Genomic DNA, 13,120 nt, shown 5'->3' on the forward strand with positions numbered 1-13,120 from the left:
TCACGCAAGCCTCCTTTTTTCTGCCCGCGCGACAACGCTGCAGAAACGAGATCGCAAGCGCAGGCCGAACGGGGAATCAAGCTACCGACAATTCCTCAAGATAGGAATGATTACTATTTCATAATCAAGTCAGCATAATCAACGCTGCCCCGCATCCGTTGCCGGATCAGCGCTTCGCGTATCCAGACACAGGCCCCATCACGGCGGCGCGCGACTGCTTACCGAGGCGCGATCTTTCCCAGAGCGCCGTCGGGGTCGTATACGCGCAATTGATCGACAGGCCGGGACGAACTCCGATAGACCACCAGATTGAGGCCGCCGGGGCGGGCCTGCGAGGGGAACAGGATGCCGTCCAGCCCCTCGGCGGCGACATCGTCGGCCATGTACCAGGTGGGCGGCTCGACGGACTTGCCGAACCACTCCGCCCGCCAGTCCACTGAAAAATCGGCCCACAGCGGCGGCCAGTTCGCCGGGTCGAAACCGGCGCTGAGGTCAGCGACCCGCAAGCCGCGAACGAAGAAAGTGCAGATCGTGCCCGGCCGCAGCCAGGGGTTGTCCTGCTTGTACTCGGCCAGGGCGGTGGTTTCGTCCAGCGACAGGTAGAGCGCCTCCTGCCCCGGTCGGTTGAAGCGGCCGCCCTGGCGCGCAGCGCCCATGCCGGACAGCGGCACGCCGGCGTAGGCTGGCGAGATGACGCGGTAGCAGGCCTCGTCCTTGCCCTCGCCGAGCGTGACGGCCAGGATCATCCCTCAGCGCCGCCCGCCAGCGATTCCAGGTAGGCGATGAGCGTATCGGCCCGCCCGTCCTGGATCAGGGCATCCGCCGTCTTGTAGCCGAAGGCGCGCAGCGGCTCGTTGCGCAGCAGGAATGCTGCGCGCTTTTCATCGCCGGTCATCTCGGTCGCCACGGCCAGCACCCGCACCATGTCCTGCAGATACTTTTGCAACTGAGGGGCCTGGGGCCTGGCGGTCGGGGTGTTTCGATGGACGTGGGCACGCTCGGCCAGTTCCTGGACCTTGAAGCCGAAGAAATCCCCGATCCGGGCCGGCGACAGGTAGGGCGTGTCCGGTTCGCGGAACTGCTCGGCGAAGGGTTGTTGCAGCACGGTGCTCATGGCGCCAACTCCACGCAATAGATATGCACTTATTTTGCACTCAATACGCTCCCCGCGCAACCTGCCTCCTATCTTGCCTCCGGCAGCAAGACCGCTCGGGAGCGGTCAGTGGCTCTCGGCGTGAAGCCAGGACGGGTTACCCGCTACTCTCCGACTCCATGCGTTCGCGCATCTCACCCGGCGTTGGGCGCGGCAAATCAATCGGCGTCGATACCCGCGCGCACCGCTGCCGCCAGCACGGCGTCGCGCAGTGTCGGGTTGCGTGCTAAAGGCGCGCCGACGCGTGTACCGCTCAGCACGCCGGCAAGCCGGTCGCCGAACAGCAGCAGTGCGTGATCGCGGTCGCGCTGGCGCGACATCCACAGCAGGCCGTCGACATCACCACACTGTCGGTGCAGCGCCTCGGCCCAGCGGGCCGTGAGCGGGTAGTTCCGGGATGGACTCGTGATCAGTTCGTGCTTGGGCACCTTCAGGCGGTGCAGCCCTTCGCTGGTCAGGTCCACGAGCTTCAGGTCGCGGTTCGGCACGAGCTCACCGTGGCCCCGTTGAGCGAAGTCGTCAAGATCCACGAACTTGTCGGCCGCATCAACCGGCACCTCATGAAAGACCGTTTCGAAGATGGCGCAGTCCAGGGTCGAGCCACCGTACAGGTAGGGCACCACTTGCCCCGCGGCATCGCGGATCGGCGCGAACCGAGTCGGCTTGCGTAGCCGCCCTGCCCCATCCTCCCCAGGATTGAAACTGTCGGGCGGGAAGGCCGTATCGTGGATGACGTGGATCACTCGTCCAACTGGCCAGCGATCGAACAGCGGATCAAGCGGCGGGACAGGGGCACGGCAGGTCAAGCCGCGCTCCCCTCGGCGTCCCGCCGTGCGGCCTCGACGACACCCTGCGGATCACTGGTCAGCAGATCAACGGGCCGTGCGCTGTCCGGCAGCCAGCCGTTGTTCGACGTGAACCACAGCGCCAGCTTCCAGGGCGACTTGCGGCCGGCGAAGGCTTCGAGCACGCCCTGAACCGCCTTGATCGGCTTGCCGTCGTCGAACTGGAAGGCGGGATAGACGTCGCGCTCGCGCGCGCCCTTGTCCGGATGCGGCACCGCGAAGACCTGGTGGCGCTTGCGCCAGTTGTCGGCCAGCGCCGAGCGGTTACCCGCCTTGGAGCCGTTCGCATCGGCCAGTTGTTCGGCGGTGAAGGAGCCGAACTCGTTGAGCACGCGAGCATGCCGCACGGCTAGGCGCTGGGCCATCTCGAGTTCGGCCTGGCTGGGCTGCACCATGCGGGCCGCCATGAAGTCAACCATCTCTTCCATGTTCCGCTGGCGCACGGCGACGATCTTCTCGGTGAGCAGCCTGTCCAGCAGGGGCAACGAGGCCAACAAGGTGTTCAATGCCGCCTCGGTGGCCACTTCGAGCACGAAAGCACGGCCTCCGCGCTGGCGTGGTCCGCCTGCGTCGGGGTACGGCTGCACGGTCAGGACATCGCCCTGCAGCGTCAGGGTTGCGGCTTTGCCCATGATGAAAGCTCCTTTGCTCTAGTTGATGTAATATTACATCATTGGTTCAAAACGATCAAACCTCAGTCGCCGCAGGCCCAAGGCGGGCGCTATGCCAGCACCTCATTGCCGACCGAATACGCAACGCCATCCGTCGCCAAGTCATCAAACAGCTCACCCTGCCGCTCGAAGCGCACGGCCAGACGGGCCTGCAGGGACGCCAGATCTTGCTGACCGTGTAGCCCGTGGCGCTGACGCCATTGGGAGCGCCTTAGGATGCCGTCGATCAGGTGCGACTGACCCTTGCGCGGCTGGACCAACCCGAAGCGCAGGTACGTGCGGTAGCCGGCCGTCCAGTCCCATTCGAAACTCGCCCGGGCGTCGAGCATGCGGTCTGCCTCGAAGTCGAGGAACATCCAGGCCCCCTCTTCCTCGATGTCGCTCAATCCCTCGATGTCCATCACGGTGCGGCCGTTGCGCAGCGTCCGCAGGTCCAGCCCACAGCTTTCGGCGAACATCTCCCAGCCCGGGTCCCGCAGTCCGGTGACCACCAGGCCCGACTGGACATCGTCGTCCCAGTCGTCCCCCACATGGATCAGCCCATAGCGCGGCACCTCGGTCTTGGGTACGGGCGCAACCGCCGGGGGCGTCCAGCGACCGCCTCGCTCTACCTCCCGCCAGATGCGCAGCGCCGTAAATGGCTCGGCCAGCGCGTACAGGGACCAGCGGGCATCGATGGCGATGAGTTGGGCGGCGCTCACCAGTTCGATGCCAACCAGCTTTTGGATCGACAGCAGGTAGCGCAGCAGCTCGGCGAGCATGGCCGGCGCGTAGGCATCCGCGCCGATCGCGATGAAGCCTTTGCGGATGGTGCGGCCGATGAACTGGCGGCGCGCCCAGTCGTACTGGGTATTGGAAATGAAGTCGCGAAGCGCGGCCAACGGCTGCATGTAGGCGTAGCGCGCTGGATCGCTGGCGATCATCTGGCGCAGCGAGCGATCCTCGCGCACGGCGGTGCACGCCCAGCAGCCGAAACGGCTGGAACAGGGCTTGGCGTGCTTCTCCATCTCGGCGTCGGCGACCACCACGCAACTGCTGCCGCCGGCGTCCTGGTAGATGCGCAGCGTCTCGTCAAAGTCGCTGTAGCCCGGGATTACGCCCTGCCGGCACAGCCCCAGGTAGGCCCAGATGTCGTCGCTGGTCCACTCCAGCAGCGGACTCAGGCGCAGCCGCCCTTCGCTATCAGTCCAGGTCTGCGCGGCCCGCTCGCCGCGGGCGAGGATCGCGCCGGCGCGTACGGTCGACTCGTCGCGCCGCACGCCCGTCATCAGGACCGGCTCCGCCCAGCCCTGGCGGCGCAGTTCGACAGCGAGGATGCGCAGGGCCTTTTCGTTCGGCTCGCGCTTCCAGCTGCTGGTGCAATCGCGCCGGGAATCGGGAAACACCGGCAGCCCCCGACCGCCGACGACGCGAACGGCGAACGTCTCGGACAGCGGTGGCCGGGCGATGCGCACGATCAGCGCGATACCCTGCGCCTTGGCAAAGGTCGCCATCTTGTCGAGCTCGCTCACCACCAAGGCGCGGATCTCCGGGTTCTCGACCGAGCCGACGTCGGAGTGGATGACCACCAGCGGCGGCAGCCGTTCCGTGTCCTGGCGTGCCGCCAGCCACGCGTTCAAAGCGAGGTTGGCGAGCGTGCTACTGTCCTTGCCGCCCGAGAACGCCACCACCAAAGGGTGCCCGGCCCGCAGCAGGCGGCTCATCGCGCCCAGCGCCGCCGCCTCCGGCGTGGCCCGCCGCATCTGTACCAACTGTTCTGTCATGCTGAATGCCTCCAATGGCATCCAGCGTCCTCCCGTAGCGGGCGGTTTCAAGGGCAGCCGCAACCACAACGCTTACAACGCGATGCGGCAAGCTGACAGCATTGTCCAGCCAGCCCTACCCGGAGAGCAGCGTTGGTTGTCGATCAAACACGCAGCCGGGGAGCCGCATCAATGCCCCCAGAATCCGTGGCGTACGCTTCAAGAATGACGCGCCGGAAGTCAAAGGTAGTGGCGGCCTCGTCTTGCCGCAAGGCGCGCTCGAAGCCTTCCGGATCGAATCGGCGGCAGACCTCCAGATAATCCAGAAACCGCTGATCCGCACAGTGTTGATCCCATTCTTCTTGATACCGAGCGACCATAATCCCGCTCCTCCATGGAAGCATTGAAAGACCGACCCGGCCCTGCATCACCAGGGCTGTTCTCCTTTCTCAACGAATAGGATCGGCAACCAGTTACTGCCCTGCAGCGCCCCAGCATCGGATTTATTGAGACGCCTAGTCGTCATCGAGACAGCAAGAGATGACAGGATATTTCGAAAACCATGCCCAAGATAGGCATTCGGAATATTTTGTGGATTATATTCCGTGGATTAATGGTCCCGCCAGCCCCATCCTGCCGGCGTGGAAGATAAGAACTTCGATACGCTGTGCCGTAACCTGTCAAAACAGGTCAAAGCTGCCCGACAACAGGCCGATCTTTCACAGGAGGCGCTGGCTCTGGCGGCCGAAGTCGATCGGTCCTACGTTTCGCAGTTGGAGCGCGGACTTGCAAACCCTTCCCTGCAAATTCTCCACAGGCTCGCCCAAGCTCTCGGTCACGATCTGCGTATCACGTTCGTACCGCCCGCCAAAAACCCTTCAGCCGACAACAAGGACTCGAAGACTCAACAATAACCATAGGGAATCGGCCCTTGACAGGGTCGTCGAGTGGATCATGGCGGATCGCCCTCACCTAAAGGTGATTCCACCCGAACACGCACCTGTGCTGGAGCACAGAACTGATGGCCTTCATGAAGCGCTCATCAACATACCACTCGTTGACGCTGGCTTCCCAGTTGACCAGGAGCGTGGCCCGCCTGGTGTCCTGGTCGGCCCGGTCGCGCTCTTCCGGGGTCTGCGTCGATGTGACGATCCACCAGCCCAGCATGGTCAACTCGCCCTGATGCGTTCGAGGATTTGCCGGGGCTCAGTGACCACGAACGGTTCGCCAAGAGACTCCACCATCCCCTCGGGCAAATGCTGGATGCTCTCGATCTGCCCGACGACAAGAGAGTTGTTGCCTGGCCAGAACAGCGCGGAGTGCGTGGTTTGCAGAAGCCGTAGCAGCGCTGCATGGAAGTCGGGATGGGAGGCTGGCCCCTTCACCATGAAACCATCGGTTGTGGGGCACGAATCAGTGCCTGACTGGACGGTGATGTAGACCTCTGAGCCGTCACTTACCACTACCGGGTACATCCGCCCGTTGATCTCCATGACGGGCGGTACGTCTGGTGGATTCAAGACTGGATATTCCAGCCGCCAAAAGAATCCGTTGCGGCTGGGCTCGCGATGCACGATGGCCGCTTGAAACGCTGACTCGACCTCGGACAGCGGGAAGGTGCCAGGTTGACCGCGCTCGTAGCTGTGAAAGAATATCTCGAAACTCATTACAAGGCCGAAAAACGTGGAAGCAAGTCTTGATCGACCAGCCGAATCTCGATGGCGTTGGCGATCTTGACGTGCTCGGGGTTCTCGTCCGAGAACGGTTCATCGGTGACACTGACGATGATCGTCCCGAGCTGCTTGTCTTTGCCCTTTGCGTCCTTGCCCATGACGGGCACCAGCGCGCGAGCCTCGGGGACTTGCTGGACAGTCAGCACTCGGGGCAGGTAAAGCATCCATCCCACGCTGGGGCGATCCTTGAAAACTGATTCGTAGAAAACCGGTTCGACAGAAGAAAATAGCGGGTTCCATAGTTCGACGATCTTCCTCGTGGCACTCAGCACCTTAGAGTATTCGAGGAATTCTGCGATCTCCGTCTCAAAGTGAATCAGGCTCGGCTCTTTAACTTGCCTATATAGCTGCCCCATGGTTGCGCCCTCAAGGCCTTCTTCGCCATTCCAAAGGCCAATTGGACGAGAGATGATGCCCCCCTTCTTTCTGCGGTATTTTTCTCGCAGAACGGCTGCAATCGCAGTGGTAGGGCCGCTCTCATCAAAGGCAGAGTACAGAAAGGCCTCGTCCTTTGTGTCTCCCCCCAGGAACCACTCCGCCAGCTTCGGCGACAACTGACGCAAATGCTGTCGAAGCTCAAACAACTTGGCTAAATCGTCTTCAAGACTTGGTGGATTTGTCAGGTCGATTTTGAACTGCGCTCTAAACGCAATGCTAAGGGGCGGTGTGTTTTTCATGGGAAGTAGTGGTGCGGTACGTCGGGGGCGATGGCAACGAGGATTTTTGAGAAATAGCGATAGCTAAGCGGTTCCTGCCAAAACCACTCCAATCGGGTGGGCGGCCTTGGCATCGCAGCCAAGCTCTGGCGGCTCATTTGATCCATCATCTCGTCTACTTGGTAAGCCCACCACTTCTTGGGTCGTCCCCACTCATCAAAGAATCTGTCGTAGCCACCCTTGGCTTCTTTGAGTAAACATTCGGCAGATACGAATCCGTCAAACTCTCGCCCGTTGAATTCCCACTCAATGATGAAAGTCGGGCCATTCGGCATCCCACCTACACGAGCTTGATAGTCAACCCAATCCTGGCGAACAGGGAATGTCCGCTCTTTGGTTCTCCCCTTATCTGGTGGGCATTCTTTGCACTTCGTGCGCTCCTTCGTCGTGGCGTCGGTGCGAGCGATGGGCGTAGACTTCGCCTTGTCGGCTTCCTCCTGACGCTTGCGTGCCTGTTCCTTCGCGGCCTCACCCGCCGCGCCGGCGACGACGCCTACCCCGAGTGCTGCCAGCACCCGCACCACAACGGCCTCAATGGCCGGAATTGCTATGGCGGCCATCAGGTGTTGCCTCCCTTGAGCTTGTTGTTCATGACGGCATCGAGGTCGTCGAGCCGTTGTTCCGGCGTCGCGCCGGGCTTGCGCAGGTAGTGATCGACCAACGGGTCGTCATGGATGCGCGGCGCGTCCGCCGACAGGACCATCAGCCGCACGATGTGCGGCGTGCAGGTGAAGCCTGCGCGGGCGGCGTAGTCATAGGCGGCCTGCATCCGTTCCAACACTACCTCGCTGCCAGGGTGTTCTCGCATCTCTGGCCGATTGACCAGGAACTCGTCGCACACGGCCGCCACGAACTGGCGGGCTTCCCCTTGTTGCAGGGCTTGCCACTGCGCCTCAGTGAGCGTCAGCATGTTGTCTCCCGATCCAAACGCGCTGCCCCTCGTGCAGCAGGTGCCATTCATGAATGTGGCCGAAGAATTCCTCGCGCTGTGGGCCGTCGAGCGTGCGCGCCAGGTTGACCAGGACGCGCGGGTCCCAGAAGCGAAGCAGGGCGCTGCGACCGTCCGGCAGGCTCACGTCGAGCCTCAGTTGCAGCAGTTGCCCGAGGCCTTCGAGGTCTTGCGGCGCGATGATCCATGACAGCGATGGTGCATCGCGTTCGAGCGTGGCCAGCTCGGCGACCATCACTTCTCCAGCTACGGCCGCATCCACCAGCCAAGGGCCTGCATGGGCCAGTACCGCGTCCTGCGTGCCAGCGAACAGCGGGAACAGTCCGCTGGCAGGCTGGAACCGCTTGCAGAGCTGGGTCTGGTACTGCACGCCATCGACCAGGGCATACAGCCGCAGTTCGGGCATGGTGTTGTGTAGCTGCGCCCACCGGGATTGCACGTCGAGCATCGTCACTCCCGGATCACGGTGGGACTGCCGAAGTGGGCGGCCTTGCGCAGGCAGTCCAGGCAGATGCCCGAGTCGGTGGCGGCCGCGACCTGAGATGCGGCATCCAGCGCCTCGGCCTTGGCGTCGGCCGCAGCGTCACCCATCGACGACGTGTTCGACCAGGTGGTCGTGGCCTGGCTGGAGATCAGTCTTGCGCCGCACTCGGTGGTGTCCATGTGGCGGGCGTAGCCACGTCCCTCGCCGTCCACCATGTCTTCCGCACCCGAGTTGATGCGGAACACGCCTTTGCACTTCGGGCACACCACCATGTCGCCCACGCGGGCCATCGCCTTACCGTGGATATCGCTGGTGAAGTCGGCGCTGATGACCGTGCCGCCGTGGCTGGTCTTGTCGCCCATGACGATGAATGGCCGGCTCATGCTGGCCTCCCCGGCGGCAGGTAGTGCGGATCGAGCAAGCCCTCGATCGGAGCTTCGTCGGCGTACTGCACGATCACCATGCCCTCGTGCATCGGACCGTTGATCGTGTCGCCGTTTTCGAGCGCACTGCCAACCAGCGCCACCGATCGGCCTTGGTGCCCGAGGACCGCACCCGCACCACTGACGATGCGGGTCTGGCTGCCGTCGGCATAGCGCACGATGTCACCGACCAGGGCAACCCGTCCCCCGGTGGTTGTGTAGGGGCTGGTCGCGATGACGTGCCCGCCGCGCTCGGTGGTCGAACTCTCCGTGGCCACCGGATAGCGCGCCTTGACCGGGCGGGCCGCGAGCTTCGCCATGAACTCAGCGACCTGACGCAGCCCATCCTCCACTGTGTTTTCCATCGTGTCTCCCCCCGTCTGCAGCGCCAGTTGCCGCCCTAGCGCCGCCGTGATCCCGACCAAGACATCCAACGAAAAGCGTCCGGTGTTGCCACGCAACAGATCGCTGATCCTCGGCTGCGTGACACCGCAGATGTCGGCGGCTTGCTGCTGCGTCCAACCACCCGCCTTGAGCTGCCCCCGGATCGCCTCGATCACATCGGCACGGATGCGTGCCGTCATCGGATCGGCAGCTTGGCGCCCCGACCTCTTTGGCGGCGCGGAGGAGTCGTTTGCAGTTGTCATAGCCGAATTATGCCATTTAAGGCATAAATTAGACAGCCGCCACGCACTCCTCGACCTCCGTTCGTCTTTCCCTGTCCGGTGCGCGGTCGCCGACGACAATCCGGAACGGCGGCAACCCGCGCAGCAGCAACCGCCCCCAGTGCGTGTTGCCCAGGCGTGGATCGAGCACGGTCACGGTGCCGGCATCCTCGTGCGTGCGCAGCAGCCGGCCGACGGCCTGGGCGAGACGGATGCCAACTTCCGGGACGCTCAGCAGCATGAAGGCCGACTTGCCCTGGCGCTCCACCCACTCCCGCCGGGCCTGTTCCATCGGGCTGCTGGGCACCGCGAACGGCAGCTTGGCGACGACGACGTGCGTGCAGTAGTCGCCCGGCAGGTCCACGCCTTCAGCGAGGCTCGCCAAGCCGAACAGCACGGACGGCTCGCCATGATCGACACGCCCCTTGTGGCAGGTGATCAGTTCCTGGCGCGAGACCTGCCCTTGCATCAGTACTCGGCTGCGAAAGTTCTCGGGCAGGCCGTCGTAGACCTGCCGCATCTGCCAGCCGGAAGCAAACAGCACCAGGGCGCCCGGCTCGTACGCCAGCACCGCCGGCAGGCGTTCGAGCACTTCCTGGGTGTGCGCCTCGGCATCCCGCGGATGAGCCTTCACGCGCGGAATGTTCAGCACGGCGCGGCGGGCGTAGTCGAAGGGTGACGGCACGTCCAGCCGGTGCAGTGCTGGATAGCCGGACAGCCCGCTTTCTTCCAGGAAGGGCTCGAACCGTCCGCACGCCCGTAGCGTCGCCGAGGTCAGCACCGCCGCGCCGGCGCGCTCCCAGAGCAGCGCGCGCAGTTTTTCGCCGCCACCGATCGGCGCTGCGCAGACCAGGTAGTCCTGCATGTGCGTGGCGCCCGTGTGGCGTTCGACCCAGCGCGCAGTCGGCAAGGCCTGCGGGGCGTCCTCGCGCAGCATCCAGGCCCAGGTCTGTTCGATGTGCGCCAGCCTGCCGAGGCAGAAGCCCAGCCCGGACAGATGCGTCTGCAACTGCGCCGGACGGTCGCCGGCCGCGGCCACCAACGCCTCTCGCACGGCCTGCAGTGCCTGGATCATTGCCGTGGCCGCCTGCGCGAGCCCCGTACCGATCTCGCACCAGCGATCCGGCAGGATGCCGTGCTGGCAGCGCCAGACAGTCGCCTCGCCCTCGAAGCGGCAGTGCTCGCCGATCACGGCGTGCAGCGCGTCCATCCGTTCGTCGAGCACCAGCGAAGCCGCCGCCACCGCCTCGGAAAGGCTCCGATCGAGGCGCAGCGCCACGGCTGCGTCCTCGGCCAGCACCGCCGCCCGTTCGATCCAAACCTGCGCGCCCTTGAGCGAATGGCGCGAGGCGCAGTGCTCGACCACCTTGGCCGGGAGGCCGTGCGCCTCGTCCAGCACCAGCATCGTCTCGGCCAGGTCGGGCAGCACCGAACCCGGCTCCATGTCGGCAGCCGCCAGCAGCAGGTCGTGATTGGCGACGATCAGGTCGGCGTCCTTCATCTCCTGGCGTGCGAGATAGAACGGGCAGCGCTTGAATTGGGGGCACCTGCCGCCGATGCAGCCCTGCCGGTCGGTGCTCACCGCCCGCCAGTCCGCGTCGGGGATCGCGCTGGGCCAGCTATCCCGGTCGCCCGACCAGGTGCCCTTGGCGAAGGCGTCAGCCAGCCGGCCGAGCAGCCGAACGCCGATGGGCCGGCCGGACTGGGCTTTGTCCTGCACGCTCGCATCGGGATCGTCCGGCAGGTCGGCGCAGGCCTGCTCGCGCATCTCCAGCCGCACCGGGCAGACGTAGCGCGCGCGGCCCTTGGCCACCACGCAATGCACGTCGAACGGCAAGCACTGGCGCAGCGCCGGCACGTCCTTGTGCAGCAGCTGTTCCTGCAGTGCCACGGTGGACGAGGCCACCACCAAGTGCTTGCCGCGCAGGTGGGCCAGCGCCAGCGCCGGCAGCAAGTAGCCCAAGGTCTTGCCCGTCCCGGTGCCCGCCTCGATCACCGCGAGGTGCCCGCCCTCCTCGCGTGCGCCTGGATTGCCAATGGCGGCGAGTGCGTGCGCCGCGGTCGCCATCATCCGCAATTGCGGCTGGCGCGACGTGAAGCCCGGCATCCCCTGACGCACGGCGTCGAGGCTGCGGCGCATCAGATCCTTTTCTTCCTCGGTGAGCATGGGACCAGCATCCGCTGGTCCGAGGGGTTTTCAAGGGCGCACCGGACCGTGCGCTTGGATCATCTACTCGGTACCATGGCTGTTGTAGTCCTCGATCCTAGGCACCATGGCCCTGGTCACTCTGGGCTGGCCAACCTGACAAGGCATGTCGCCAAGGGGCAAAGATGAATTTCAACCGTTCACTCTGGCTGTCCTATGCTCGCTCAGATTCTGGAACACATGGCGGAGACCCTGCCATTCCACTCCTACACCGACGATGAACAGCGCTGGGCCAGCGTCACCGCCGAGTTCGCCGAACAGATCCATACGCTCGCGGGCGAACTCCTGTCTTCGCTGCCTTCCGATCTCACGCGCCGCGTCCTGAACGAGTCCAAGCAGGAGCTTCTTTGTCGAGACAAGCCCACCGTCTCGATCGCTGAGTTCCGCCTGCGGCCCGCCAACAGCTACTACACCCGGTCGGGTCGCCCTCTGCCCCGCCCCGAGAACCCGCAGGGCTTCGACGCCACGGGTCTGGCCGTATCTCTTTCGCTGTGCCGAGGTTTCGCCGAAACGGAGAGCGCCACGCCTCCGTTCATCGCCTTGGACTTCGAGGTCTGGGGGGCGCATGAACGTGCCGGCTTCGCCAGTTTGCTGCGCGATCACCGCCATCTCGTCGAGATGCTCGTCACGCGCTCCGGGGCCTCCCTCTTCACCTCGTGCCCCTTCAAGAACATCGAGGCGGCCGATTACGTGTCGCCCTTCGAGGCGCTTGAGCTCTATTTCGAGAACGAGACCGACCCGGAGAACCAGTTCGCGCTGCAATGCAAGTTCGGCCGCACGGCCAGGGAGACCGATATCGGACAATCGCTGCAGATCGCGCTCGCCCTGTACGACGCCACAATGGGTTACTGCCTTGTCCAACCCCAGCGGGAGCGGCTTCTAGAGCACGTGCGCCTCGGCACCCTGCCACTCGGAAACAAAGCCTGACGGATCTGTTTTCATAGGACTGCGGCTCTCTTCCTTTGCGGTCCCGACATGGATCATCGCGACGATCCGCTCGGTGGGCCCGAACCCCATCAAAGCCCGCAGCGGCCCTTCGGGGCCACCCGGCGGCGACTTCCAGAATCCTCCATACCCCATCATGTGCAGCGCATTGAGGATGTTCATCGTTGCCGCGCCAGCGGACAACAACTGTTCGTGCTCGGGAATCTTGCTTTGCACATCCAGCCTGGCCGCCACGGCGATGACCATGGGTGACGCCAGTGCCTTGGTGCGGGCGCGCTCCGGGTCGACATCCTGTCTCATCGTCAGGGCAACCTTGGCGTAGGCATCCCCCAGCGCAGCGAGCGCATTCTCGCGCACCAGTGCAAAGCGCCAGGGCTGCAGGCGACCGTGATCGGCAGCGCGGAGCGCTGCGGCAAACACCACAGCCAGTTCCTCGTCGCTGGGTACCGGTCCTGCCAACGGCCACGGCGAATGGCGAGACAGCAGGAGTTCCAGCGCGCGGTGGCGTCCAGGGTTGATGCTGTAGGGGATTTTCATGAGTCACACCTCGGACAAGTACAGAAACTGGAGGCTTATCGCCAAGGCCGTC

Annotated in this window: 18 protein-coding genes; 2 read left to right on the plus strand and 16 right to left on the minus strand. The window is 64.3% G+C overall.

Annotated features, from left to right (window positions below; all coding sequences use genetic code 11):
* Positions 1–218: 218 nt before the first annotated feature.
* The 6 genes from BA022_RS08615 to BA022_RS08640 all read right to left on the minus strand — a co-directional run bounded on the left by BA022_RS08615 (position 219) and on the right by BA022_RS08640 (position 4,791).
* Positions 219–746 (minus strand): RES family NAD+ phosphorylase, encoded by a 528-nt coding sequence (locus tag BA022_RS08615; protein ID WP_088887212.1) that lies wholly within the window; start codon positions 744–746, stop codon positions 219–221.
* Positions 743–1,114 carry an antitoxin Xre/MbcA/ParS toxin-binding domain-containing protein gene (locus BA022_RS08620; RefSeq protein WP_088887213.1) on the minus strand — a complete coding sequence of 124 codons (372 nt, stop codon included), beginning with the start codon at positions 1,112–1,114 and terminating at the stop codon, positions 743–745. The genes BA022_RS08615 and BA022_RS08620 overlap by 4 nt, the downstream gene beginning before the upstream one ends.
* 197 nt (positions 1,115–1,311) lie before the next feature.
* A complete protein-coding gene (locus BA022_RS08625) occupies positions 1,312–1,959 on the minus strand; it encodes an RES family NAD+ phosphorylase (RefSeq protein WP_088887214.1) in 648 nt (215 codons plus the stop codon).
* Positions 1,956–2,630 (minus strand): hypothetical protein, encoded by a 675-nt coding sequence (locus tag BA022_RS08630; RefSeq protein WP_088887215.1) that lies wholly within the window; start codon positions 2,628–2,630, stop codon positions 1,956–1,958. Before BA022_RS08630 ends, BA022_RS08625 begins: the two co-directional genes overlap by 4 nt.
* A gap of 89 nt (positions 2,631–2,719) precedes the next feature.
* Positions 2,720–4,432 (minus strand): phosphoadenosine phosphosulfate reductase domain-containing protein, encoded by a 1,713-nt coding sequence (locus BA022_RS08635; protein ID WP_187306036.1) that lies wholly within the window; start codon positions 4,430–4,432, stop codon positions 2,720–2,722.
* 143 nt (positions 4,433–4,575) lie between these two features.
* Positions 4,576–4,791: a hypothetical protein gene (locus tag BA022_RS08640; protein ID WP_088887217.1), complete on the minus strand. Its 216-nt coding sequence runs from the start codon at positions 4,789–4,791 to the stop codon at positions 4,576–4,578.
* Positions 4,792–5,052: 261 nt separating this feature from the next.
* Here BA022_RS08640 and BA022_RS08645 point away from each other — a divergent pair, with 261 nt between their 5' ends.
* On the plus strand, positions 5,053–5,325 hold the full coding sequence (locus BA022_RS08645) for a helix-turn-helix domain-containing protein (RefSeq protein WP_088887218.1): 273 nt from the start codon (positions 5,053–5,055) through the stop codon (positions 5,323–5,325).
* A gap of 58 nt (positions 5,326–5,383) precedes the next feature.
* Here BA022_RS08645 and BA022_RS08650 read toward each other — a convergent pair whose 3' ends face one another.
* The 9 genes from BA022_RS08650 to dinG all read right to left on the minus strand — a co-directional run bounded on the left by BA022_RS08650 (position 5,384) and on the right by dinG (position 11,547).
* The gene (locus BA022_RS08650; RefSeq protein WP_088887219.1) at positions 5,384–5,578 is read right to left on the minus strand and encodes a hypothetical protein; all 195 of its coding nucleotides are present in this window, start codon (positions 5,576–5,578) and stop codon (positions 5,384–5,386) included.
* 2 nt (positions 5,579–5,580) lie between these two features.
* A complete protein-coding gene (locus BA022_RS08655) occupies positions 5,581–6,078 on the minus strand; it encodes a hypothetical protein (RefSeq protein WP_088887220.1) in 498 nt (165 codons plus the stop codon).
* Positions 6,078–6,821 (minus strand): immunity 52 family protein, encoded by a 744-nt coding sequence (locus BA022_RS08660; protein WP_088887221.1) that lies wholly within the window; start codon positions 6,819–6,821, stop codon positions 6,078–6,080. The genes BA022_RS08655 and BA022_RS08660 overlap by 1 nt, the downstream gene beginning before the upstream one ends.
* Positions 6,818–7,420 carry a Tox-REase-5 domain-containing protein gene (locus BA022_RS08665; RefSeq protein WP_088887222.1) on the minus strand — a complete coding sequence of 201 codons (603 nt, stop codon included), beginning with the start codon at positions 7,418–7,420 and terminating at the stop codon, positions 6,818–6,820. Before BA022_RS08665 ends, BA022_RS08660 begins: the two co-directional genes overlap by 4 nt.
* A complete protein-coding gene (locus tag BA022_RS08670; RefSeq protein WP_088887223.1) occupies positions 7,420–7,770 on the minus strand; it encodes a hypothetical protein in 351 nt (116 codons plus the stop codon). The genes BA022_RS08665 and BA022_RS08670 overlap by 1 nt, the downstream gene beginning before the upstream one ends.
* On the minus strand, positions 7,754–8,257 hold the full coding sequence (locus BA022_RS08675) for a DUF4123 domain-containing protein (protein ID WP_088887224.1): 504 nt from the start codon (positions 8,255–8,257) through the stop codon (positions 7,754–7,756). Before BA022_RS08675 ends, BA022_RS08670 begins: the two co-directional genes overlap by 17 nt.
* Positions 8,258–8,259: 2 nt before the next feature.
* Positions 8,260–8,676, minus strand: coding sequence for a PAAR domain-containing protein (locus tag BA022_RS08680; protein ID WP_088887225.1), 417 nt, complete (start codon positions 8,674–8,676; stop codon positions 8,260–8,262).
* A complete protein-coding gene (locus BA022_RS08685) occupies positions 8,673–9,299 on the minus strand; it encodes an XRE family transcriptional regulator (RefSeq protein WP_088888565.1) in 627 nt (208 codons plus the stop codon). The genes BA022_RS08680 and BA022_RS08685 overlap by 4 nt, the downstream gene beginning before the upstream one ends.
* Before the next feature lie 91 nt (positions 9,300–9,390).
* A complete protein-coding gene (gene dinG, locus BA022_RS08690) occupies positions 9,391–11,547 on the minus strand; it encodes an ATP-dependent DNA helicase DinG (protein ID WP_088887226.1) in 2,157 nt (718 codons plus the stop codon).
* A gap of 219 nt (positions 11,548–11,766) precedes the next feature.
* On the opposite strand from dinG, the gene BA022_RS08695 reads away from it, so the two are divergent.
* Positions 11,767–12,513 carry a hypothetical protein gene (locus BA022_RS08695; protein ID WP_187306037.1) on the plus strand — a complete coding sequence of 249 codons (747 nt, stop codon included), beginning with the start codon at positions 11,767–11,769 and terminating at the stop codon, positions 12,511–12,513.
* Here BA022_RS08695 and BA022_RS08700 read toward each other — a convergent pair.
* Positions 12,466–13,068 carry a nitroreductase family protein gene (locus tag BA022_RS08700; RefSeq protein ID WP_088887228.1) on the minus strand — a complete coding sequence of 201 codons (603 nt, stop codon included), beginning with the start codon at positions 13,066–13,068 and terminating at the stop codon, positions 12,466–12,468. The genes BA022_RS08695 and BA022_RS08700 overlap by 48 nt on opposite strands.
* Positions 13,069–13,120 lie beyond the last annotated feature (52 nt).

This window comes from Diaphorobacter nitroreducens (assembly GCF_002214645.1).
GTDB classification, from domain to species: domain Bacteria; phylum Pseudomonadota; class Gammaproteobacteria; order Burkholderiales; family Burkholderiaceae_C; genus Diaphorobacter; species Diaphorobacter nitroreducens.

Excerpts from the sequence above, each read along its gene's own strand:
- BA022_RS08615 (WP_088887212.1), bottom strand. The coding sequence starts at position 746 with ATGATCCTGGCCGTCACGCTCGGCGAGGGCAAGGACGAGGCCTGCTAC.
- BA022_RS08620 (WP_088887213.1), bottom strand. The coding sequence starts at position 1,114 with ATGAGCACCGTGCTGCAACAACCCTTCGCCGAGCAGTTCCGCGAACCG.
- BA022_RS08630 (WP_088887215.1), bottom strand. The coding sequence starts at position 2,630 with ATGGGCAAAGCCGCAACCCTGACGCTGCAGGGCGATGTCCTGACCGTG.
- BA022_RS08635 (WP_187306036.1), bottom strand. The coding sequence starts at position 4,432 with ATGACAGAACAGTTGGTACAGATGCGGCGGGCCACGCCGGAGGCGGCG.
- BA022_RS08640 (WP_088887217.1), bottom strand. The coding sequence starts at position 4,791 with ATGGTCGCTCGGTATCAAGAAGAATGGGATCAACACTGTGCGGATCAG.
- BA022_RS08650 (WP_088887219.1), bottom strand. The coding sequence starts at position 5,578 with ATGCTGGGCTGGTGGATCGTCACATCGACGCAGACCCCGGAAGAGCGC.
- BA022_RS08655 (WP_088887220.1), bottom strand. The coding sequence starts at position 6,078 with ATGAGTTTCGAGATATTCTTTCACAGCTACGAGCGCGGTCAACCTGGC.
- BA022_RS08660 (WP_088887221.1), bottom strand. The coding sequence starts at position 6,821 with ATGAAAAACACACCGCCCCTTAGCATTGCGTTTAGAGCGCAGTTCAAA.
- BA022_RS08665 (WP_088887222.1), bottom strand. The coding sequence starts at position 7,420 with ATGGCCGCCATAGCAATTCCGGCCATTGAGGCCGTTGTGGTGCGGGTG.
- BA022_RS08670 (WP_088887223.1), bottom strand. The coding sequence starts at position 7,770 with ATGCTGACGCTCACTGAGGCGCAGTGGCAAGCCCTGCAACAAGGGGAA.
- BA022_RS08675 (WP_088887224.1), bottom strand. The coding sequence starts at position 8,257 with ATGCTCGACGTGCAATCCCGGTGGGCGCAGCTACACAACACCATGCCC.
- BA022_RS08680 (WP_088887225.1), bottom strand. The coding sequence starts at position 8,676 with ATGAGCCGGCCATTCATCGTCATGGGCGACAAGACCAGCCACGGCGGC.
- BA022_RS08685 (WP_088888565.1), bottom strand. The coding sequence starts at position 9,299 with ATGACGGCACGCATCCGTGCCGATGTGATCGAGGCGATCCGGGGGCAG.
- dinG (WP_088887226.1), bottom strand. The coding sequence starts at position 11,547 with ATGCTCACCGAGGAAGAAAAGGATCTGATGCGCCGCAGCCTCGACGCC.
- BA022_RS08695 (WP_187306037.1), top strand. The coding sequence starts at position 11,767 with ATGGCGGAGACCCTGCCATTCCACTCCTACACCGACGATGAACAGCGC.
- BA022_RS08700 (WP_088887228.1), bottom strand. The coding sequence starts at position 13,068 with ATGAAAATCCCCTACAGCATCAACCCTGGACGCCACCGCGCGCTGGAA.